The following is a 21,355-nucleotide window of genomic DNA, read 5'->3' on the forward strand; positions in this document are numbered from 1 at the left end:
TGACCGTGCGATTGGGAAGAAGCGCTGCTAGTCCCGCTTGCCGCCGCGCTTCAGGTCGTAGTCGATCAGGTAGGCCGTGCGCTGGTTCAACCGCTCGCGATAGACCTGCAGGTTCTCCATCACGCGCTGGACGTAGTTGCGCGTCTCGGAGAAGGGGATGCGCTCGACCCAATCGACGGCGTCGACCTCGGGATCGCGCGGGTCGCCATAGGCCGCGATCCATTTCTTCACATTGGGCGAGCCGGCATTATAGGCGGCGAAGGTCAGGATATAGGAGCCGCGCCACTCCTTGAGCAGGTCGTTGAGATGGGCCGCGCCCATCCGCGCCGCATAGAGCGGGTCCTGGCCCAGTTTCTGCCAGTCGAAGGGCAGGCCGGCGCGGCGCGCCGTCTCGCGCGCGGTCGCCGGCATCATCTGCATCAGCCCGCGCGCGCCGGCATGCGACATCGCGGTCGGGTCGAAGGCGCTCTCCTGCCTTGCGATCGCATGGACGATGGCGCGTTCCATCGGATCGCCGAGCACGTCGAATTCCGGGATGCCGTCGACCGGATAGGCCGCCATGTCGAGCGGGAAGCCGCGTTGCAGCGCCGCCTTGCCGATGCCGACCAGCGCACGCGCATCGGTCTCGCGCCGGGCAATGGCGGCGATCGCCTCCAGCGCCTCGGTGGTATGCAGGCGCTGCGCCAGGTCCTTCAGCATCAGCGTGGCGAGGTCGCGCTCGCCGATACGATAGAGCAGGCGCACGGCCCGGTGCCCTGGCAGGGTCTCGAGCCCGGCGGCGACCGTGCGCCGCAGCGGCAGGCCGGGTAGCCCGAGCTTCGCCCGGGCCAGCTGCCCGTAATAGGCGACCGGCTGCTCCGCGGCCTTGCCATAGGCGGCCCTGGCCTCGTCCGCCTTGCCCAGTTCCTCATAGGCGCGGCCCTGCCAATAGGTGGCGCGTGCGACCGAGATCGGCGTCTCGGCAATGCCCGCTGCCGCGTCGAAATGCTTCAGCGCCACATCCGGCTTCTTGAGAAAGCGCAGCGCGACGAAGCCGGCACTCCATTCGGCTTCGATCCGCTCGGCCGCATCCTCGGCGCCGTGACCGGACGAAACCTCATAGGCCTTCTGCGGCTGGCCGGCATCGAGGAGCTTGCGCGCGATGATGCGCCGCTCCTCCCACCAGCCATCGCCGTCGCCCAGCAGGGCCGGGTCGCGCGGGATCGCGGTCAGCGCCTTCACGGCATCGTCGAGCTTGTCGCCCCGCCGCGCCTGCTGGGCCTGCAGGAAAGCGAAGGAGAGATCGCCGCGCAGTGAGGCTGGCACCGCTGAAATCAGTTTCTCGGAGATCGGCCGACGCGCTTTGGCGCTCGCCAGCCGCGCCTTGGCCAGCACGATATAATCGGGCGAGACCCGGGCGGCATTGCGCAGAGCCGCCTGACCGCTCTCCCGGAACAGGAAGCGCTCGGTGCGCAGGCGGTGATCGTCCTTGGTCAGCGCCGCCTCGAAATCCTTGAGCACGATCTTTTCGAGCGCCTGCCCAAACGAATCCTTGCGCCAGCTCTGGCGGATGATGTCGGCGGCTTCTTCGGCCTTGCCTTCCTCCTTGAGCGCGAGCGCCAGCGCGATCCGCCCGGCCGCCGAGACGGGCTGCTGGCCATGGAAGAAGGCGCGCACGATCGCCGGGCTCTTCTTCTCGGCGATCAGCGCCTCTTCGGCGCGGCGTCGAAAACGGGTCGTGGCCGGATAGTTCGGATGCTCGCGCAGGAAGGCGTCGATCCGCGTGAAGGGAACGGCGCCGGCATTGGCATGGATCGCCACCCATTCGAGCAGCGAACGCGCGGTGCGGTCGGCGATGCGCGCAGCGAGATCGTCGCCCTCGGCAAGCGCATTGCGACGATAGGCGGCGACAGCCGCCTTGACGGCCTCCGCATTGATCGGGCTTTCGCCACGCAAGGCGTCGGCGGGATAGGGCGGCAGCGCGCTCGTCGTCTCGACATCGCCGAGCATGGCGAGCTTGCGCTGGCTGGCGAGCATGCCGTCGTCGCCCGCCTGCGTCGTCGAGGCGGAGAGCAGGGCAGGCAGCAGCAGGCCGATCAGTCTCCTCGCGGCGGCAGGCGAGGCCATGGCGGAACTCCAGGCTCGAACGGATATCTGTGATGGTCGGGGAAGCGGGTTGATGAACGCTTAACTATGAGGCCACGCATTTTCATGGCTTGCCGGCTTTGCCTTGGCGGGATGACGGTTTATGTGTGGCGGCCCCGCAACCCGCGTTTTCGTCCCAGGATCGTCCCATGACCAAGCACATTGCCTTCACCGGCTCGATGCCCGCTCTGGTCACGCCGTTCAAAGCCGGCAAGGTCGACGAGGCGGCGCTGCGCGCGCTGGTCGATTGGCAGATCGGCAACGGCTCGACCGGGCTCGTGCCCGTCGGCACCACCGGCGAGAGCCCGACGCTCTCCCATGACGAGCACAAGCGCGTCGTCGAGATCGTCATCGACCAGAACAAGGGCCGCGTCCCGGTCATCGCCGGCGCCGGCTCGAACAACACGATCGAGGCGATCGACCTCGCCGTTCATGCCGAGAAGGCCGGCGCCGATGCCGTGCTCGTGGTCACGCCCTATTACAACAAGCCGACCCAGGAGGGCATGTACCAGCACTTCAAGGCGGTGAACGATGCGATCGGGATTCCGATCATCATCTACAACATCCCGCCGCGCTCGGTGGTGGACATGTCGGTCGAGACGATGGCGCGGCTCTACGAGCTCAAGAACATCGCCGGCGTGAAGGACGCGACCGCCAATCTCGCCCGCGTCTCGCAGCAGCGCCACGCCTTAGGCGCGGATTTCATCCAGCTCTCGGGCGAGGACATGACCGCGCTGTCCTATATGGCGGCCGGCGGCCATGGCTGCATCTCGGTCGTCGCCAATGTCGCGCCGCGCCTTTGCGCCGACCTGATGGAGGCCGTCCAGAAGGGCGACTATGCGGGGGCGCTGAAGGTGCAGGACCGGCTGGTGCCGCTGCATGACGCGATCTTCAAGGAGCCCGGCCTCGCCGGGGCCAAGCATGGCCTCGCGCTGCTCGGCCGCATTGAGGAGGAGGTCCGCCTGCCGCTGATGCCGGTGACCCCGGCGACGGGCAAGGTCATTCGCGAGGCCATGGTTTTCGCCGGGCTGTTGAATGCTTAAGTGAGATAGGTGGCCGCGCCGCCTGGCGCGGTTATTCGCTGGCCGATCGCGGCGGGCGGTAGAACGACAAGGTCGGCGTTTCCAGGCGCTTGGGTGCCGATCCCGAATCGGATCTCAGGTTCTGGCAGCGCCGGTCGAGCAGCATGGATTTAGCGGAACGGCATGAAGAAACCTGATCCGGAGCGCTATCGCCTAGCAGCGGACAACCGCAAGGCGCGCTTCAACTACGAGATCAAGGAAACCGTGGAGGCGGGCATCGCCTTGCAGGGGACCGAGATCAAGTCACTGCGCGGCGGCAAGGCGACGATCGGAGAGAGCTATGCCGGCCCGATGGGGACGGAGCTCTTTCTGTTCAACGCCCATATTCCGGAATATCTCGAGGCGAACCGCTTCAATCACGAGGTCCGCCGGCCGCGGAAGCTCCTGCTTCACCGGCGGGAGATCAACAAGCTGATGGGCGCGGTCCAGCGCGAGGGCATGGCCCTGATCCCGCTCAAGGTCTACTTCAACGACAGGGGCAGGGCGAAGGTTGAGCTCGGCCTCGGCAAGGGCAAGAAGCTCCACGACAAGCGCGAGACCGAGAAAGAGCGCGACTGGAACCGCGACAAGCAGCGCCTGCTGAAGACGGGCGGGTAAAGGCCGCTGGCCTCACCCCTCGACCGGCTCGTCGCCTTGGCGAATGCCGTAGCGCCGCTCCAGTGACGGGTTTCCGGGAGTGCCCGGTGCGGCGCCGGCCCCGGTGCGGCTGGCGCGCTCGGCCGGGTCGCGGCCGATCTTCTGCATGAGCTGGGCGAGGTCGACGAATTCGTCGCATTGCCGGCGCAGCTCGTCCGAGACCATCGGCGGGTTGGTCGAGATCGTCGAGACCACCGAGACCTTGACGCCCTTGCGCTGCACGGCCTCGACCAGCGGCCGGAAATCGCCGTCGCCGGAGAACAGGTAGATCTGGTCGAGATGCGGCGCGAGTTCGAGCATCTCGATCGCCAGCTCGATATCCATGTTGCCCTTGACGCGGCGCCGGCCAGTGGCGTCGGTGAACTCCTTCGCGGCTTTGGTGATGACCCGGTAGCCGTTGTAGTCGAGCCAGTCGACCAGCGGCCTGATCGAGGAATACTCTTCGCTTTCCACCAATGTGGTGAAATAGAACGCGCGGATCAGGTTGCCGCGGCCCTGGAACTCCCGCAACAGGCGCCGATAGTCCATGTCGAAGCCGAGCTGCTTCGAAGTCGCGTAGAGATTGGCGCCGTCGATGAACAGCGCGATGCGCGGTGCGGCGCTCATGGCAATCACTCCTGCTAAAATATCTTTAGGTATGAAAATGGGCACCAAACGCGTTCTAACAATGTCGTTTTGCGACTGAAATTTGACAAGTTACAAGGAGCGGCCGTGGCACACTGACGCAGTCCGGTTTTCCGTTACGTCAGGGTCGCAGGCGCGCCGGATTGCCGACCGCGGTGCCGCCGGCCGGCACGTCGCGCGTGACGACGCTGCCCGCGCCGATGATGGCATCGTCCCCGATCGTGACGCCGGGCAGGATGATCGCGCCGCCGCCGATCCAGACATTGCTGCCGATGCTGACGGGGCGCCCGAATTCCAGCATCTGCCGGCGCCGGCCGGGATCGCGCGGATGATCGGCGGTCAGGATCTGGACACCGGGCCCGATCTGCGTGCCATCGCCGATGGTGACCGCGACAACGTCGAGGATGATGCAGTTGAAGTTGAGAAAAACGCCGTCGCCGAGGCTGATATTGTAGCCGTAATCGCAATGGAAGGGCGGGCGGATGACGACGCCTTGCCCGACGTGACCGAGCGCCTCGCGGAGCAACGGCAGCCGCTGTTCTGGCGCCGTACCGGGCGCGTTGAAGCGCTCCATCCAGGCGGTGGTACGGAGATTGTCAGCGACGAGTTCGGGGCTGTCGGCGCGATAGAGCTCGCCGGCCAGCATCTTGTCCTTCTCGCTGCGCATCGCGCCTTCCGTGCCGCTCAGCCTTTGCCCTTCGGAAATTCCAGCCCCATCTCGCGATAGCGTTCCGGGTCGTCGCTCCAGTTTTCGCGCACCTTCACGAACAGGAAGAGATGCACCTTGGCCTCGGCGGCTTCCGCGATCTCGACCCGGGCCTTCTGGCCGATCGCCTTGATCGTCTGGCCGCCTTCGCCGAGCACGATCTTCCGCTGGCCTTCGCGCTCGACATAGATCGTCTGCTCGATGCGGACGGAGCCGTCGGACTTCTGCTGCCAGCTCTCGGTCTCGACGGTGGAGCGATAGGGCAGTTCGTCGTGCAGCCGCTCGAACATCTTCTCGCGGGTGATCTCGGCGGCGAGGAAGCGCAGGGGCGCGTCCGAGATCTGGTCTTCCGGATAGAGCCAGGGGCCGAGCGGCAGCCGCTTCTCCAGCCAGGCCAGGATGTCCTTGACGCCGTAGCCGGTCAGCGCCGCGACCATGAAGGTCGTCTCGAAGCTGCCGAGCTCGTTCACCTTGGCGGTGATTTCGAGCAGCTTCTCCTTCGGCACCGTGTCGATCTTGTTGAGGATCAGGAATTTCGGCTGTTTCAGCTCGGCGAGCTTCTCGAACAGCGCCGTGTTTTCCTCATGGTCGAAGCGCGCGACATCGACGAGGACGCCGATCAGGTCGGCATCGGTGGCGCCGCCCCAGGCGCTCGTCACCATCGCGCGGTCGAGCCGGCGCTTGGGCGCGAAGATGCCGGGCGTATCGACGAAGATGACCTGCGCCGTGCCGGAAAGGGCGATGCCGCGCACCTGCGTGCGCGTCGTCTGCACCTTGCGCGAGACGATCGAGATCTTGGCGCCGACGAGCTGGTTGAGCAGGGTCGACTTGCCGGCATTGGGCGCGCCGATCAGCGCGACGAAGCCGCAGTGCGTGGCTTGGTCGGATTCAGACATTGTCGCCTTCCGGGTTGTCGTTCCACAGGCCCTCTCGCCTGAGAAAGGCTTCGGCCGCGGCCTGCTCGGCCAGTCGCTTGGAAGGGCCGCGCGCCTCGGCGTCGGCAAGCCCCGTGATCTTGGCGGCCACGACGAAGACCGGCGCATGGTCGGGGCCGGAGCGGCCGCGCTCGCTATAGGTCGGCGTCGGATAGCCCTTGCCTTGCGCCCATTCCTGCAGCGCGGTCTTGGCGTCGCGTAAGGGTCGGACCGGCTTCAGCATGCGTTCGCCGAAGGCGCGCTCGATCAGCGCGCGCGCCGCCTCGTAACCGCCATCGATGAAGACCGCGCCGATGATCGCCTCGCAGGCATCGGCCAGGATCGCCTTGTTCTTGCGGGCGCCGCCGAGAATCTCGCCTTCGCCGAGCCGCATGAACTGGCCGAGATTCCAGCCTTCGGCCACCTCCGCGCAGGTCTCCTTGCGCACGAGATCGGCGAGCCGGCGCGAGAGATTGCCTTCTTCAGACTGCGGAAACTGCCGAAACAGCAATTCGGCGACCGAAAGGCCGAGCACGCGATCGCCGAGGAATTCAAGGCGCTGGTAGCTCGCCAGCCGCGAGTCCTCGGCGCTCATATGGGTCAGCGCCGTCGCGAGAAGGCTCTGGTCCGCGAAACGATGCCCGAGCACGGCCTCGAGCCGCGCCGTATCCGGGGCCTTGCGCCCGCCGTCGCCCACCTTGCTCACTTGATGGAGCTGAACAGGCGGCTCCAGCGAACCGTGGAGGGCCATTCCCAGATCTTCCAGGCCGAGGCACCGTCGTCGATCGAGAAGAAGATGATCTCGGCTCGCCCGACGAAATTCTCGAACGGCACGAAACCGACGCTGCGATCACGCGAGTCGAGCGAATTGTCGCGGTTGTCGCCCATCATGAAGAAATGGCCGGGCGGCACGATGAAGACCTGCGTGTTGTCGAAGGTGCCGGTATCGCCCTCGCGCTCGATGATCTGGTGGCTGACGCCGTTGGGCAGGGTCTCGCGATACTGGATCACCGGAGCGCTGCGGCCCCAATTGTCGGTCGTGACGAAATCGGCGATGCGCTCGCGCTTCACGGGCGTGTTGTTGATGTGCAGGATGCCGTCGATCATCTGGATGCGGTCGCCGGGCAGGCCGATGACGCGCTTGATGTAATCGGTCGAATTGTCGCTCGGCAGCTTGAACACGGCGATGTCGCCGCGCTTCGGCTCGGCCGCCCAGACCCTCCCTGAGAACAGCGGCGGGCTGAACGGGATCGAGTGCTTGGAATAGCCGTAGGTGTATTTCGACACGAACAGATAGTCGCCGATCAGTAGCGTCGGAATCAGCGAGCCGGACGGGATGTTGAACGGCTGGAACAGCAGCGTGCGGATGACGAGCGCGATGAGCAGCGCCTGGACGACGACCTTGATCGTCTCGAGGACACCGCCCTCTTCCTTGGCCGCCTTGCTTTTGCTGTCGACGTCGTTGGCCACGCGGGCGCTCCTGAGGCTGCGATCCTGCGCGCGGTCTAGCCGACTATCGCGCCTGCGACAACGCGCAAGAGCGGGAGGAGGAGGGCATCGGCGGATGGCGCATGCGAATCGAGAATGGGAGAGTGGCGATATCAGGGCGGCTTTTGCCTCGGACGCAGATTGACGGCCCGGATTTTCGCCAACAGCATCACGATTGCGCGTTAATGGGGGAATCATTCATGAGCACGAAGAAATTAGCCGCCGAAGCCATCGGCACGTTCTGGCTGACCTTTGCGGGTTGCGGCAGTGCGGTCATCGCCGCGGGATTTCCGAATGTCGGTATCGGGTTGCTCGGCGTTTCGCTGGCGTTCGGCCTCACGGTCGTGACGATGGCCTATGCGATCGGCCATATCTCCGGCTGCCATCTCAACCCGGCGGTGACGGTCGGCCTCGCGGCCGGCGGGCGCTTCCCGACGGGGCAGGTCATTCCTTATATCATTGCGCAGGTGGTCGGCGCCGTCGTGGCGGCGGCCGTTCTGTATCAGATCGCCAGCGGCGCGCCGGGCTTCGATCTTGCCGGCGGTTTCGCCTCGAACGGCTATGCCGAGCATTCGCCCGGCAAGTACAACCTCGTCTCGGCCTTCCTCATGGAAGTCGTGATGACCATGATGTTCCTCTTCATCATCATGGGCTCGACCCATGGCAAGGCGCCGGCCGGCTTCGCCCCGCTGGCGATCGGCCTCGGTCTCTGCCTGATCCATCTCGTCAGCATCCCGGTGACCAACACCTCGGTGAACCCGGCCCGCAGCACCGGCCCGGCGCTCTTCGTCGGTGGCTGGGCGCTGCAGCAGCTCTGGCTGTTCTGGCTGGCGCCTCTGATCGGCGGCGTGCTCGGCGGCGTGATCTATCGCTGGCTGAGCAACGAGCCTGAAGGCGAAATCACCGGCCGCTGAGCGGCCGGGCAGGCAGGTAGAGCCTCAAGGAAAGCCGCCGTCGTCCCGGGCGCATCGCGATGCGGTGCCCCGGAATGGCGGCGGCTTTCGCACGAAGCGAGGGTGCCTCAGGCGACCGGCCGGGCCTCGATCACCACGAAGGCTTGCGCCAAAGGCGGATCGTCTGTCAGCGAGACATGGACGAAGGCTTCATGGCCCGGTGGGGTCATGGCCTTCAGCCGCTCGGCGGCGCCTCCGGTCAGGCGCAGCGTCGGGCGTCCGCCCGGCAGGTTGACCACCTCCATGTCGCGCCAGAAGACACCGGCGCGCAAGCCGGTGCCCAGCGCTTTCGAGCAGGCCTCCTTGGCGGCGAAGCGGCGGGCGTAGGAGGCGGCACGGGTCGCGCGACGATCAGATTTCGTGCGCTCGCCTTCGGTGAAGACGCGTTCGGTGAAACGATCGCCGAAGCGTTCGAGCGAGCGCTCGATCCGGCGGATGTCGCAGAGGTCGGAGCCGATGCCGAGGATCATGCTCGCGATGTAGCGCGCTTTTCGCCCGACAGGAACCGCTTCCGGAGCTGAAAAGGCGGGGAGCGGTCGTTCAGCCCCCGGCGCGCCCCTCGTCCATCGCCTGCCGCATCCGACGGATCGCCGCTTCGAGGCCGATGAAGATGGCCTCGCCGATCAGGAAGTGGCCGATATTGAACTCGACGAAGGCCGGTACCCGGGCGAGCGAGCGGGCCGTGTCGTAGTCGAGCCCGTGCCCGGCATGGACCTCGAGGCCGAGCTTCGCACCCAGGGCGGCACCGTCCGCCAGGCGCTGGAACTCGACCTTCGCCTTCGCTGCCTCGCCATCCAGGACGGCATGGCACCAGCTCCCGGTATGCAGTTCGATGACCGGCGCGCCGAGCTTGGCGGCCATTGCGATCGGCGCTTCGTCCGGCTCGATGAACAGCGAGACGCGACAGCCGGCCGCCTTCAGCCGGGCGATCGCCGGCGTCAGGTGGCTCTCCTGCCCGACGACATCGAGCCCGCCCTCCGTGGTGCGCTCCTCGCGCTTCTCCGGCACGAGGCAGGCCGCATGCGGCTTCAGCCGCTCCGCCAGCGCGATCATTTCGGGGGTGGCGCCCATCTCGAAATTGAGCGGCCTGGTCAGTTCGGTGGCGAGGCGCTCCATGTCGGCGTCGCGGATATGGCGCCGGTCCTCGCGCAAATGGGCGGTGATGCCGTCCGCGCCGGCGGCAATCGCGAGATGCGCCGCCCGGAGCGGGTCGGGCAGGGCGCCTCCGCGCGCGTTTCGCACCGTGGCGACGTGGTCGATATTGATGCCAAGACGCAGCCGATCGGCCATGATGCCCCCTGTGTTCTTGCGTCCTGCTTAGACGAAAGCAGCGCACCGGCTCAATGCAGGGATTGTGATGCCGGGCTCACGAATTGTGATCGGTCCGAAAGCGTGCCGAACCATTACCATTCGATGAAGCGGAATAAACGCTCCGCGTGAAGGTAATCGTAACCGGAACTCCGTAACGTCGACATCCGACATTGCAGAATTCAATCGGGCCGATGCAACTCCCACTGAAGAACGCGACTTTCCACACGGATGTTCAGCCGGACAGGCGCGATGGCCATCAGCCGCCGGATCGGGCGCTCGGCCGCGTCATCGCTTGCGACGGCTCGCGTGCCACGATCCTCAGCGCGGTCTCGACCGGCAACTGGCTGGCGACCGATGCCTGGGCCATCGGCCGTATGGTGTCGATCAACCTGGGTTCGAGCCGCATCGTCGCGCTGGTCTACAAGCTGCAGGCCGTCGACGACGCCTGGAACGAGGCGGAGGAGAACCCGATCCGGGTCGAGGTGGAGTTTCTTGGCGAGGTCTTGGAAAGCGCTGAGGGCCGGCTGCGTTTCCAGAGCGGCATCAGCAACTTTCCGCCGATCGGCGCGATCGCCCATCGCATCCGCTCCGGCGATCTCGCGCTCGTGCACGACCTCGGCGACCGCGCCGGCGTCGAGATCGGCCATGTCACGCAGGACGCGAGCATCCCTGCGACCGTCAGCGTCCAGGACATGCTCTCGCGCCATTTCGCCCTGGTCGGGACCACCGGCGTCGGCAAGTCGAGCGCGGTTGCGCTGCTGCTGCGCCGCGCCGTCTCCGTCCGGCCGCGCCTGCGCGTGCTGATCCTCGATCCGCACAACGAATATTCCAGCGCCTTTCCCGACCTCGCCCTGACCATCGACGGCGAAAGCCTCGATCTGCCATTCTGGATGTTCAAGCAGGATGAGCTGGCCGATGTCGTGTTTCGGGCGCGCGCCGCCCTCGACGACGAGCCGGACATCTTGCGCGAGGTCGTCTCGGCCGCGCGGGCGCGTTACCGCATGCCCAATGCGCAGGATAGGGCGCGCGATCTCGGCTCGAGCCTGTTGAAGCGTCCGCTGGATCTCGGCATCGCGCGCCAGTCGGCCGATACACCGCAGGTCGGGCCTGTCGATGCGGTCACCCCCTATCGGCTGAAGGACGTCTTCACGGTCATCGACGAGCTGATCGGCCTGCACGAGCAGCGCTGGCCCCGCGCGGCCCTGCGTTCGCTCAAGGTGCGGCTGGAATCGCTGCATGCCGATCCGCGCTACCGCTTCATGTTCGGGCGGGCGAACATGTACGAGACCGTCGCGCCGATCCTGGCCCAGATCTTCCGCATCCCGATGCATGGCCGGCCGATCACGGCGTTCCAGCTCGGCGGTTTGCCGGGCGAGGTCGTCAATGCGGTGGCCTCGGTGCTGTCGCGCCTGGCCTTCGATCTCGCCACCGCCAGTCAGGGCGCCTGCGAGATCCTGGTGCTGTGCGAGGAGGCGCATCGCTATGTCCCCTCGGACCCTTCGCTCGGCTTCTCCCCGACGCGCCAGGCCCTTGCCCGCATCGCCAAGGAAGGCCGCAAATACGGCGCCTATCTCGGTATCGTGACGCAGCGCCCCGGCGAGCTCGACCCGACCATCCTGTCGCAATGCTCGACCATCTTCGCGATGCGGCTGGCCAACGAGCGCGACCAGCAGATCATCCGCTCAGCGATCTCCGACGCCTCCGCCAGCACGATCAATTTCCTGTCCTCGATCGGCAATCGCGAGGCGATCGCCTTCGGCGAGGGCGTCGCCACCACGATGCGGATGCGCTTCGCCGAGCTCAAGCCGCACGAGCTGCCGGCGATGGGCGCGCGCGGCGGCGAGGGCACGAGCCGGTTCGAACCGACGCTGGACGACATGGTGCGCCGCATGGGCTCCTGACACGGTGCCGGCGGCGAGTGAAATTCTTGCATCGCTGTGGCTTTGCCTGTAAGGCCGTGCTCAATCCATTCCCTGCATCGCTGAGATCGGAAGAAGCCGGCCATGGCTCGCGTTACCGTTGAAGACTGCATCGACAAGGTCGAGAACCGCTTCGAGCTGGTGCTGCTCGCCAGCCACCGCGCGCGGATGATCCAGTCGGGCTCGTCGATCCTCGTCACCCGCGACAACGACAAGAACCCCGTCGTCGCACTGCGCGAGATCGCCGACGAGAAGCTCAAGCCCGAGGATCTGAAGGAAGACCTGATCCACTCGCTGCAGAAGCATGTCGAGGTCGATGAGCCGGAGCTGGAGACCGTTCCGCTGCTCGCCAGCCCGACCAGCGCTGCGACGCCCGACAGCGAAGTCCAGTTCGACCGGATGAGCGAAGAAGACCTTCTGCGCGGCCTCGACGGCCTCGTGCCGCCGACCGAGAGCGCCGACGACGAGGACTGATCCTCAGAGCATCGGCCCGAAAAGTGGCACGCGGTTTTCGGACAAAGCCGATGCAAGACCAAAGAACCAGAGTATCGGACTGAATACGATATTCAGTCCGATACTCTGGAAGGGAAATCCGGTGCGCTGATCGAATGTGAATCGATTGTTCACCGTTTCCCGCTAAAGCCCGGCAGTGCCGGGCTTTTTTCATGGCCCCCTTCCGGAAAACGCCTTGCTGCCGCCAATGCCTGTGCAAATAATAATGTGTTGCAATGATCGCAGGATGAGGCTGGGGCCCGCATGGGCATGATGCGGCAATACGAGCTCGTTGACCGGGTCAGGAGCTACAATCCGAATACCGACGAGGACCTGCTCAACCGGGCCTATGTCTATGCCATGCGCGCGCATGGCACGCAGAAGCGCGCCTCCGGCGATCCGTTCTTCGCGCATCCCCTCGAAGTCGCGGCGATCCTGACCGATCTCAAGCTCGATGACGCCACCATCGTCGCCGCCGTCCTGCACGACACGGTCGAGGACACGACCGCGACGCTCGAAGAGATCGAGAGCATGTTCGGGCCGGATATCCGCCGGCTGGTCGATGGTCTCACCAAGATCAAGAAGCTCGACCTCGTCTCGAAGAAGGCGGCGCAGGGCGAGAATTTCCGCAAGCTGCTCCTCGCCATCGCCGAGGATATCCGCGTCCTGCTGGTCAAGCTCGCCGACCGGCTGCACAACATGCGCACCCTGCATTTCGTCCCGCCCGAGAAGCGCCTGCGCATCGCCGAGGAGACGATCGAGATCTACGCCCCGCTCGCCGGGCGGATGGGCATGCAGGAACTGCGCGAGGAGCTGGAGGAACTCTCCTTCCGTCACATCAAGCCCGAGGCCCATGCCACCGTGACCAAGCGGCTGGAGGAGGTGACCGTGCGGGAGGGCAAGGTCATCGGCGAGATCGAGGAGGACCTGAAGGGCAAGCTCGCCGCCAGTGGCATCCGGGCCGAGGTCTTCGGGCGCCGCAAGCGGCCCTATTCGATCTGGAAGAAGATGGAGCGGAAATCCGTCTCCTTCGAGCAGCTCTCCGACATCTTCGGCTTCCGCGTCATCGTCGCGAAGCCGGAGGATTGCTACCGCGTGCTCGGCATCGTCCACATGACCTGGCCGATGGTGCCGGGCCGCTACAAGGACTACATCTCGACGCCCAAGCAGAACGACTACCGCTCGATCCATACGACCGTCGTCGGCCCCGGCCATAGCCGCGTCGAATTGCAGATCCGCACCGACAACATGGACCGCATCGCCGAATACGGCATCGCCGCCCATGCTCATTACAAGGATGGCCGGGCCGGCGAGCCGATCAGCCTGGCTGACGAGAGCCGCGCCTATCAATGGCTGCGCCGCACCGTCGACCTGCTGGCCGAGGGCGACAGCCCGGAAGAGTTCCTCGAACACACCAAGCTCGAGCTCTTCCACGACCAGGTCTTCTGCTTCACACCGAAGGGGCGGCTCATCGCCCTGCCGCGCGGCGCGACGCCGATCGACTTCGCCTATGCCGTCCATACCGATGTCGGCAACGGCGCCGTCGGCGCCAAGATCAATGGCCGCATCGCCCCGCTGCTGACCGAGTTGCAGAACGGCGACGAGGTCGAGATCACCCGCGCCGACGGGCAGGCCCCTCCGGCCGCCTGGGAATCGCTCGTCGTCACCGGCAAGGCCCGTGCCGCCATCCGCCGTGCCACCCGCACCGCGGTCCGCCGCCAATATGCCGGCCTCGGCCGCCAGATTCTCGAACGCGCCTTCTCGCGCGCCGAGCGCGCCTTCTCGGACGACAAGCTCAAGGCGGCGCTGAAGCGCCTCGCCCGCAACACCGTGGACGACGTGCTGGCAGCAGTCGGGCGCGGCGAGATGTATTCGGGCGACGTGGTCAAAGCGGTCTACCCGGATCTCGAACCGGAGAAGCGTGTCTCGACTGAGGGCAAGCCGGGCGCCGCTGCCGATGGCAAGGGCTGGTTCGAACTGCGCAAGGGCGAGAACCTCAAGTTCAAACTGCCGGGCGAGGAGCCGGATACCGCCATCCCGATTCGGGGCCTTGGCGGCGACCTGCCGGTGCGCTTCGCGCCGCAGGGCGGGGCCGTGCCGGGAGACCGCATCGTCGGCATCCTGACGCCGGGCGAGGGGGTGACGATCTATCCGATTCAGTCGCCGGCGCTCGCCGCCTTCGACAACGAGCCCGACCGCTGGCTCGATGTCCGCTGGGATCTGGACGACAAGGCGCCGCAGCGCTTTCCGGCCCGCATCGCCCTGAAGTCGATCAACGAGCCCGGCTCGCTCGCCCAGATCACCACGACGATCGCGGAGCATGACGGCAACATCGACTCCGTTTCGATGAACCGGCCGAACCCGGACTTCACCGACGTCACCATCGACCTCACGGTCTGGGACCTGAAGCACCTCTCGGCGATCATCAGCGAGTTGCGCGAGAAGCGTGTGATCAGCCGCGTCGAGCGCGTGGTCGGGTAGGGCGCTGCCAACGCCGTCATGCTCGGGCTTGACCCAAGCATCTCGGAAACCAGCCCGTCTCGTTATGAGATTCTCGGGTCGAAGCTGCGCGTCGCCCGAGAATGACGGGTTTATCCCCGGAACGCCGCCGCCAACTCGCGCACGAAGGCGCCCGCGCGTGGCGTCGCGACATTGCTTCTGAGCACGACCTGCGATCCGCCGAGCGAGGGCAGGCCCCATGCGGGCCCGACATCCACGCTGCCCGCCGGTGCGATCCGCGCGGCCAGCGGCGAGACGCCGAGCCCGACCTGAACGGCGGCCGCGACCGCCGCCATGCCGCCGCCGACGAAGGCCTCGCGCCAGGCGATACCGGCGCGATCGAGCGTATCCATGCTGTGCCGGCGCAGGCGGCATTCGGCGACGAGACTGACGAGCGGCACCGGCGCGTCGGCTTGCCTTACGAGATCGGGTGCCGCGAACCAACCGACGGCATCATCGCGCAGGACCTCTCCGGTGCGGCCCGGCCCAAGCCGGCGGACGACCACGACATCGAGTTCGCCCCGCTCGAATGCCTCCTCCAGAGCCCGTGACGGCTCGATCCTGAGATTGATGACGATGCCGGGATCGTGGGCGGCCAGGCGCGCCAGCACCGCCGGAACCTCGGCACCAACAGCCTGTTCGCTGATGCCGACCGCAATATGCTCCGGCGCCACCGTGAAGGCCGAGAGCGCCTTGCCATGCGCCGCCAGCAAGTCGCGCGCGGCAGGCAGGAAACGCTCGCCCTCGGCCGTCAGGCGGACGAGCCGGGGATGACGCTGCAGCAGCAAACGGCCGAGCCCGTCTTCCAGCCGTTTCACGCGCGTGCTGATCAGCGACTGCGTGGTGCCGAGCGCCTCGGCGGCGCGGGTGAAGCTTTTCAGCTCGGCCGCGCGCAGGAAGGAGGCGACGGCGTCGATATCCAGTGAAGTCATACATCATGATATCATATCATTGATATACAGGTAGATGTAGTTTTCAGATCATTGGAGCTGGCCTAGGGTTGCCTTCGAAAGGCGCTGTCGCGCCTCGACAAGGAAACGAGCCATGCCCCTGATCCGGATTTCCATGCGCCGTGGCCGCCCGGCCTCCGAGCCCGCCGCCATCGTCGACGGCGTCTACAAGGCGCTGCGCGAGACCTTCGAGGTTCCCGAGAAGGACCTCTTCGCCATCGTCCACCAGCACGATGCCGACGAATTCGTCTTCGACGCCAACTATTTCGGCTTCAACCGCAGCGAGAGCCTGGTGATCATTCAGCTCACCGTCGCCAATACCCGCGGCGTGACGCAGAAGAAGAAGCTCTATGCGGCTATCGCCGCGAACCTCGCCCGCGAACCAGGCCTCAGGCCCGACGACGTCTTCATCAACCTCGTCGAGGTCAAGCGCGAGGACTGGTCCTTCGGCGGCGGCATCGCGCAATACGTAGCCTGAAGGCGCTGCGCCCGCGGTTCCCTCCGAAGCGCTCCTGCCCTAAATCCTGTCCTCATGGAATGGACCGACGAGGGCACGATCATCGGCCTCAAGGCTCATGGCGAGAGCGCCGTGATCCTGGAGGCGATGACGCGCGGGCACGGCCGCCATCTCGGCCTGGTCAGGGGCGGGCGCTCGGCCAAGGCGCAAGCCTCGCTCCAGCCAGGCAACCATGTCTCGCTGACCTGGCGCGCCCGGCTCGACGAGCATCTCGGCGAATACAAGGTCGAGCTGCTGACGTCGCATGCCGCGCGCCTGATCGCCGCGCCGGTCGCGCTCTACGGGCTCGGCACCATCGCCGGGCTGCTGCGCCTCCTGCCGGAGCGCGATCCGCATCCTGGCCTCCATGAAGGGCTCTCCGTTCTCGTCGCTCATCTCGACGAGGCGGAGATGGCGCCGGCCCTGGTCATCCGCTTCGAACTGGCGATGCTCACCGAACTCGGCTTCGGGCTCGATCTGGCGCGCTGCGCCGTCACCGGCTCGCCTGACGATCTCAGCCATGTCTCGCCGAAATCTGGCAAGGCCGTCAGCCGGCGGGCAGCGCAACCCTATCTCGATCGCCTGTTGAAGCTGCCATCGTTCCTCGTCGAGGGGCAGGGCGGGCGCCGCCCTTCGCCGGCCGATATCCTCGCGGGCTTCGCCTTGACCGGCTTCTTCCTGCGCCGCCACATCCTGGAGCCGCGCGGCCTGCGCGAGCCTCCGGAGCGGGCGCGACTGGTCGAATTGGCGACGCGCGCTGCGGCGAATTCGCCCTCGGCCGAATCATCCACCGACTAAGCGCGAAATAGCGGCTTCCGCGTTTGCGCGGGCCGCTTCGTACCTGCATTGTTCTGGCGGGGCGACTCGCGCTGTGCCATAGAGACCGCGCGAAATACGACGAGACGAGGGCTGACGCAGCATGGGCAAACCGGTCGATCCGCCGCCGGAAGATGAAGCCGAGCGCATCGATCTGAAATCGGCGCTCGAAGAGCGCTATCTCGCCTATGCGCTCTCCACCATCATGCACCGCGCCCTGCCGGATGCGCGCGACGGGCTGAAGCCGGTCCACCGTCGCATCCTGCACGCGATGCGGCTGCTCCGGCTCGACCCCGGCCAGGTCCACAAGAAATGCGCCCGCATCGTCGGCGACGTCATCGGCAAGTTCCACCCGCATGGCGACCAGTCGGTCTATGACGCGCTGGTGCGCCTCGCCCAGGATTTCGCCCAGCGCTATCCGCTCGTCGACGGGCAGGGCAATTTCGGCAATATCGACGGCGATAACGCCGCCGCCTATCGTTACACCGAAGCGCGCATGACCGAGGTCGCGCGGCTCCTCCTCGAGGGCATCGACGAGGACGCGGTCGATTTCCGCGAGACCTATAATGGCGAGGACGAGGAGCCGGTCGTGCTCCCGGCTGCCTTCCCGAATCTGCTCGCCAACGGCTCGCAGGGCATCGCGGTCGGCATGGCGACGTCGATCCCGCCGCACAACGCGGCCGAGCTCTGCGACGCCGCGCTCTACCTGATCCAGCATCCGGAAACCTCTTCCGAACAGCTCATGACCTTCGTGCCCGGCCCGGATTTCCCGACCGGCGGCATCATCGTCGAGACCCGCGCCTCGATGGCGGAGACCTACCGCACCGGGCGCGGCGCCTTCCGCACCCGCGCCCGCTGGGTGAAGGAGGATCTCGACCGTGGTGCCTGGCAGGTCGTCGTCACCGAGATCCCCTACATGGTCTCGAAGGGCCGGCTGATCGAGAAGATCGCCGAACTGCTCAACGACAAGAAGCTGCCGCTGGTCGCCGACCTGCGCGACGAGTCCGCCGAAGACATCCGCATCGTCATCGAGCCGCGCGCCCGCAATGTCGATCCCAACCTGATGATGGAATCGCTCTTCCGGCTCTCCGAGCTCGAAGCGCGCATTTCGATGAACATGAACGTTCTGACCGGTGGGCTGGTGCCGCGCGTGCTCGGCCTTGCCGAGGCGCTGCGTGCCTGGCTCGACCATCGCCGCGAGGTGCTGCAGCGGCGCTCGCGCTTCCGGCTCGGCCAGATCGACAAGCGCCTCGAAATCCTGCGCGGCCTGCTGATCGTCTATCTCGACCTCGACCGGGTGATCAAAATCATCCGCGAGGAGGACGAGCCGAAGATCGAGCTGATGCGGTATTTCGAGCTCACGGAAGTGCAGGCCAACGCGATCCTCGACACGCGGCTGCGTGCCTTGCGCAAGCTCGAGGAGATGCAGCTCAAGACCGAGCTCGACGAATTGACCAAGGAGAAGGAGCAGGTCGAAGGCCTGCTCGCTTCCGAGGCGACGCAGTGGAAGACGATCGCGTGGGATATCCGGCAGGTGAAGAAGACTTTCGGCCCGGAAACGGCGATCGGCAAGCGCCGCACCGATTTCGCGGACATGCCGGACACCACCGATATCGACCTGACCCAGGCCATGGTCGAGCGCGAGCCGATCACCGTGGTCATCTCGAAGAAGGGCTGGATCAGGGCGCTGAAAGGCCATGTCCAGGACCGCTCCAGCTTCTCCTTCAAGGGAGACGACGCGCTCCAGACCGCCTTCTTCACCGAGACCACGGCGAAGGTGCTGGTGCTGGCCTCGAACGGCAAGGTCTTCACGCTGGATGCTTCCAAGCTGCCGGGCGGGCGCGGCTTCGGCGATCCGATCCGCCTGATGATCGAACTGGAGGAGACGGCCGAGATCGTCTCTGCCTTCCCGTACAAGCCGGGCTCGAAGCTGCTGATGGTCACGAGCGAGGGCAGGGGCTTTGTCGCGCCGGCCGACGATGTCGTCGCCAATACCCGTAAAGGGCGGCAGGTGCTCAATGTCGATGGCAAGACGGTCGCGGTGCTGGCGGTGCCGGCCGATGGCGACCATGTCGCGATCATCGGCGAGAACCGCAAACTGCTCTGCTTCCCGATCTCGGAAGTCGCGGAGATGGGCCGCGGCAAGGGCGTGCGCCTGCAGCGCTACAAGGATGGCGGCCTCTCCGACGCGAAGACCTTCAACCTTGCCGAGGGGCTGACCTGGCTCGACACCTCCGGCCGGACCTGGACGGTGACGCAGGCCGATCTGCTGGAATGGCTTGGCCACCGCGCCGAAGCCGGCCGCCTGCCGCCCAAGGGCTTCCCGAAGAGCAATACGTTCGGGGGATGAGGGGAAGGCACCCCGCGTCATGCTCGGGCTTGACCCGAGCATCTCGGAAACCAGCGCACTCCCGGCACGAGATTCTCGGGTCAAGCCCGAGAACGACGCCAGATCAAAAGCTTATGCGGGAAAGCGGAATCAATCCCGTAACCGCCTGAATCAAATCCTCAGCGGATCGCCTCGCCGACGACGCCGACTTCGAGACCCATCGTGATCTTGTCGGTGACGGCCCAGAGCACGCCGGCGCGCGCCTCGGGCCGCACGGCGATGCTGCTGCGGCTGAAAGGCGAGGAGAAATTGGTGGGGCCGAAGCGCCAGGTCTCGTTGGCCGCGCTCATGCCGACCGTGGTGTAGAGCATGACGTCAGGCGTCACCAGGACGCCGGCCTTGACCTTGAAGGCGCCAGCGAGGTCGCGCGTATAGGCGGCATTGCCGAAGCTCGGATAGCCGTAGCCGCCCATAGCCGGCATGTAGTCGATCGCGCCGGCGATGCCATAGACGAAATTGCCTTCCCGCCGCATCGTCCCGGCTTCAAGCCCGATCGTCGGCCCGGCGCTGGTGCGCATGTGCTTGCCGCTGGTGACCTGGAAGCCCGAGGAGATTCGGGCATAGGACCCCTCCCATTTCGGCGAGAGGCTGGGCTGGTCCCAGGCGAAGGAGGGCAGCGGCGCGAAGCCGGAGAGAGGCAGGAGCGCCTGCGCCTCAGCCGATGCGCCCGCTCCCAGCAAGGCGGCGAGCGTCGCGGCGGAAAGAAGCGGAAATCTCACGTCGAAAGCGTCCTCGCGACAGCGTGCCCCGTTGGAAGCTAGCATGGAGCGGGGCGAATGTCGCGGTTTTGTGGCCGGGCCCGGCTGCGGCTCAGCCGATCTTGGTCCTGAGCTTGAGGAAGCGCAGGGTGCGTTCCGCTGTCGCGAGATCGAGCTTGTCATAGGCGTCGACATCGTCGTCGACGTCGCGGGACGAGAAATAGAGCCGCCGTGCCCGCAATTGCAGGATGGCGCGGAAGGCGGTGGCGCCGATGCCGAGCGAGCGGCAGGCGACGGCGATGCCGCTGGAATCCCGCTGCATCAGCACGCGCAGCGCCTGTTCGATCGAGATGCCGCCGATTTCCGCGAGCACCTGCGAGAGGTGATAGGCGCGATCCTCGTCCGCCAGCATGGTGAGCACGTCGTCGACTTCGCGCACCTTGGCGGCGAGGTCGGAGAGCAGGAGCTTGACCTCGAGGCGTTGCTGGCGGGCCTGCCGGGCGAGCGAGACATTCGCGTCCGAGGCAGGCGTCGAGCCACCGCCGTCAGAGAATTGCTCGACGATCCGCAGCACGCGCTGGGCCCGGTTCGGCGCGAGATCGGAGCGGCGGGCGAGCGCGTCGGTGATGGCGGCGTCGCCCTCGCCGCGTTCGAGCAGCCGGTCGAAGCCGCGATCGGAGAAGGCCGCGCCTTCGTTGGCGCTGACGGTATGCAGCACCTTCTGGTCGCCACGCTCGACCAGGATGTCGGTGACGCCCTCGGACAGGCGCGCACGCTCGGCGATGGCGACGAGGTGCTGCTGCGACTGGCTGACGGCGATGGCGGCGAGGTCGGTATCGGTCAGGACCGGGGAAAGCGACAGCACCAGCCGCGCGACCTCGGCATTGCTGTCGCCGCCGAGCGTGACGGCGACGTTGTGCGGCAGGGTCGGCATGGTGGCGACGCGGTCGGCATAGCCCTTGCGATCCTCGTCGCCGAGATGGCCGAGCGAGCCTGTCGCGATCTCCCCATAATGCTCCTTCGCGGCCTCGTTGGGGTCGTGGTCGAGCAGGAACAGGTCCGTGACGGCATGGAGAAGCTGCCGGCGCGAATCCGACGACATGTCCGCCGGCATCCGGGTCAGGTTACGCAGCATGATGGCTCCCACGGCAAAGCAGTGGCAGCACTCTGCGCAGGTCCGGCTTGATTTACTCTTAAGGCGACAACGCTCTTTATCTGGACAACGGGGCGATGAGGCCCCGTTGTCCAGTCCGTGGAG

General features: G+C 66.3%; 20 protein-coding genes. 9 read left to right on the forward strand and 11 right to left on the reverse strand.

The annotated features are described in order from the left end of the window. Window positions 1-27: 27 nt before the first annotated feature. Window positions 28-2,106 carry a lytic transglycosylase domain-containing protein gene (locus FHT98_RS21235; RefSeq protein ID WP_142115221.1) on the reverse strand — a complete coding sequence of 693 codons (2,079 nt, stop codon included), beginning with the start codon at window positions 2,104-2,106 and terminating at the stop codon, window positions 28-30. Window positions 2,107-2,273: 167 nt separating this feature from the next. Between FHT98_RS21235 and dapA the strand changes: the two genes are divergently transcribed. Continuing rightward, window positions 2,274-3,167, forward strand: coding sequence for a 4-hydroxy-tetrahydrodipicolinate synthase (gene dapA, locus FHT98_RS21240; protein ID WP_061964116.1), 894 nt, complete (start codon window positions 2,274-2,276; stop codon window positions 3,165-3,167). A 162-nt stretch (window positions 3,168-3,329) separates the two neighbouring features. After that, window positions 3,330-3,803, forward strand: coding sequence for an SsrA-binding protein SmpB (gene smpB / locus FHT98_RS21245; RefSeq protein WP_061964114.1), 474 nt, complete (start codon window positions 3,330-3,332; stop codon window positions 3,801-3,803). Between the two features lie 12 nt (window positions 3,804-3,815). Here the strand turns inward: smpB and FHT98_RS21250 are convergent, their stop codons facing one another. The 5 genes from FHT98_RS21250 to lepB all read right to left on the reverse strand — a co-directional run bounded on the left by FHT98_RS21250 (window position 3,816) and on the right by lepB (window position 7,556). Next, a complete protein-coding gene (locus tag FHT98_RS21250) occupies window positions 3,816-4,448 on the reverse strand; it encodes a LabA-like NYN domain-containing protein (RefSeq protein WP_061964112.1) in 633 nt (210 codons plus the stop codon). 139 nt (window positions 4,449-4,587) lie between these two features. Next, window positions 4,588-5,133, reverse strand: coding sequence for a sugar O-acetyltransferase (locus tag FHT98_RS21255; RefSeq protein WP_142115222.1), 546 nt, complete (start codon window positions 5,131-5,133; stop codon window positions 4,588-4,590). 17 nt (window positions 5,134-5,150) lie between these two features. Further along, complete coding sequence (gene era, locus FHT98_RS21260) at window positions 5,151-6,068, reverse strand: GTPase Era (protein WP_061964108.1); 918 nt, start codon at window positions 6,066-6,068, stop codon at window positions 5,151-5,153. Further along, window positions 6,061-6,783: a ribonuclease III gene (gene rnc / locus FHT98_RS21265; RefSeq protein WP_061965485.1), complete on the reverse strand. Its 723-nt coding sequence runs from the start codon at window positions 6,781-6,783 to the stop codon at window positions 6,061-6,063. Before rnc ends, era begins: the two co-directional genes overlap by 8 nt. Before the next feature lie 5 nt (window positions 6,784-6,788). After that, on the reverse strand, window positions 6,789-7,556 hold the full coding sequence (lepB, locus tag FHT98_RS21270) for a signal peptidase I (RefSeq protein ID WP_061964106.1): 768 nt from the start codon (window positions 7,554-7,556) through the stop codon (window positions 6,789-6,791). A 218-nt stretch (window positions 7,557-7,774) separates the two neighbouring features. Here lepB and aqpZ point away from each other — a divergent pair, with 218 nt between their 5' ends. Then, the gene (aqpZ, locus tag FHT98_RS21275) at window positions 7,775-8,488 is read left to right on the forward strand and encodes an aquaporin Z (RefSeq protein ID WP_142115224.1); all 714 of its coding nucleotides are present in this window, start codon (window positions 7,775-7,777) and stop codon (window positions 8,486-8,488) included. Window positions 8,489-8,595: 107 nt separating this feature from the next. On the opposite strand, the gene acpS is transcribed toward aqpZ, so the two are convergent. Next, the gene (acpS, locus tag FHT98_RS21280; RefSeq protein ID WP_061964102.1) at window positions 8,596-8,997 is read right to left on the reverse strand and encodes a holo-ACP synthase; all 402 of its coding nucleotides are present in this window, start codon (window positions 8,995-8,997) and stop codon (window positions 8,596-8,598) included. A gap of 70 nt (window positions 8,998-9,067) precedes the next feature. Further along, window positions 9,068-9,817 (reverse strand): pyridoxine 5'-phosphate synthase, encoded by a 750-nt coding sequence (locus FHT98_RS21285; protein ID WP_091855564.1) that lies wholly within the window; start codon window positions 9,815-9,817, stop codon window positions 9,068-9,070. A gap of 212 nt (window positions 9,818-10,029) precedes the next feature. Between FHT98_RS21285 and FHT98_RS21290 the strand changes: the two genes are divergently transcribed. The 3 genes from FHT98_RS21290 to FHT98_RS21300 all read left to right on the forward strand — a co-directional run bounded on the left by FHT98_RS21290 (window position 10,030) and on the right by FHT98_RS21300 (window position 14,730). Continuing rightward, a complete protein-coding gene (locus tag FHT98_RS21290; RefSeq protein ID WP_142115225.1) occupies window positions 10,030-11,739 on the forward strand; it encodes an ATP-binding protein in 1,710 nt (569 codons plus the stop codon). A gap of 102 nt (window positions 11,740-11,841) precedes the next feature. Beyond that, a complete protein-coding gene (gene rpoZ / locus FHT98_RS21295; protein ID WP_061964096.1) occupies window positions 11,842-12,231 on the forward strand; it encodes a DNA-directed RNA polymerase subunit omega in 390 nt (129 codons plus the stop codon). 288 nt (window positions 12,232-12,519) lie between these two features. Further along, window positions 12,520-14,730: a RelA/SpoT family protein gene (locus FHT98_RS21300; protein ID WP_091856134.1), complete on the forward strand. Its 2,211-nt coding sequence runs from the start codon at window positions 12,520-12,522 to the stop codon at window positions 14,728-14,730. 110 nt (window positions 14,731-14,840) lie between these two features. On the opposite strand, the gene FHT98_RS21305 is transcribed toward FHT98_RS21300, so the two are convergent. After that, the gene (locus FHT98_RS21305; protein ID WP_142115226.1) at window positions 14,841-15,680 is read right to left on the reverse strand and encodes a LysR family transcriptional regulator; all 840 of its coding nucleotides are present in this window, start codon (window positions 15,678-15,680) and stop codon (window positions 14,841-14,843) included. A 112-nt stretch (window positions 15,681-15,792) separates the two neighbouring features. Here FHT98_RS21305 and FHT98_RS21310 point away from each other — a divergent pair, with 112 nt between their 5' ends. The 3 genes from FHT98_RS21310 to parC all read left to right on the forward strand — a co-directional run bounded on the left by FHT98_RS21310 (window position 15,793) and on the right by parC (window position 19,360). Continuing rightward, window positions 15,793-16,176: a tautomerase family protein gene (locus FHT98_RS21310; RefSeq protein WP_091855561.1), complete on the forward strand. Its 384-nt coding sequence runs from the start codon at window positions 15,793-15,795 to the stop codon at window positions 16,174-16,176. A 54-nt stretch (window positions 16,177-16,230) separates the two neighbouring features. Next, entirely contained in the window at window positions 16,231-16,992 is a 762-nt protein-coding gene (gene recO, locus FHT98_RS21315; RefSeq protein WP_142115227.1) for a DNA repair protein RecO, read from the forward strand. Between the two features lie 121 nt (window positions 16,993-17,113). After that, the gene (gene parC, locus FHT98_RS21320; RefSeq protein WP_061964088.1) at window positions 17,114-19,360 is read left to right on the forward strand and encodes a DNA topoisomerase IV subunit A; all 2,247 of its coding nucleotides are present in this window, start codon (window positions 17,114-17,116) and stop codon (window positions 19,358-19,360) included. A 158-nt stretch (window positions 19,361-19,518) separates the two neighbouring features. On the opposite strand, the gene FHT98_RS21325 is transcribed toward parC, so the two are convergent. Together FHT98_RS21325 and FHT98_RS21330 are read right to left on the reverse strand one after the other, a co-directional pair. After that, on the reverse strand, window positions 19,519-20,118 hold the full coding sequence (locus tag FHT98_RS21325) for an outer membrane protein (RefSeq protein ID WP_061964086.1): 600 nt from the start codon (window positions 20,116-20,118) through the stop codon (window positions 19,519-19,521). Window positions 20,119-20,209: 91 nt separating this feature from the next. After that, window positions 20,210-21,232, reverse strand: a complete 1,023-nt coding sequence (locus FHT98_RS21330) for a DUF2336 domain-containing protein (RefSeq protein ID WP_142115228.1) — start codon at window positions 21,230-21,232, stop codon at window positions 20,210-20,212. Between the last annotated feature and the right edge of the window lie 123 nt (window positions 21,233-21,355).

This window comes from Allobosea sp. AK1 (genome assembly GCF_006714945.1).
Classification (GTDB): Bacteria; Pseudomonadota; Alphaproteobacteria; order Rhizobiales; family Beijerinckiaceae; genus Allobosea; species Allobosea robiniae.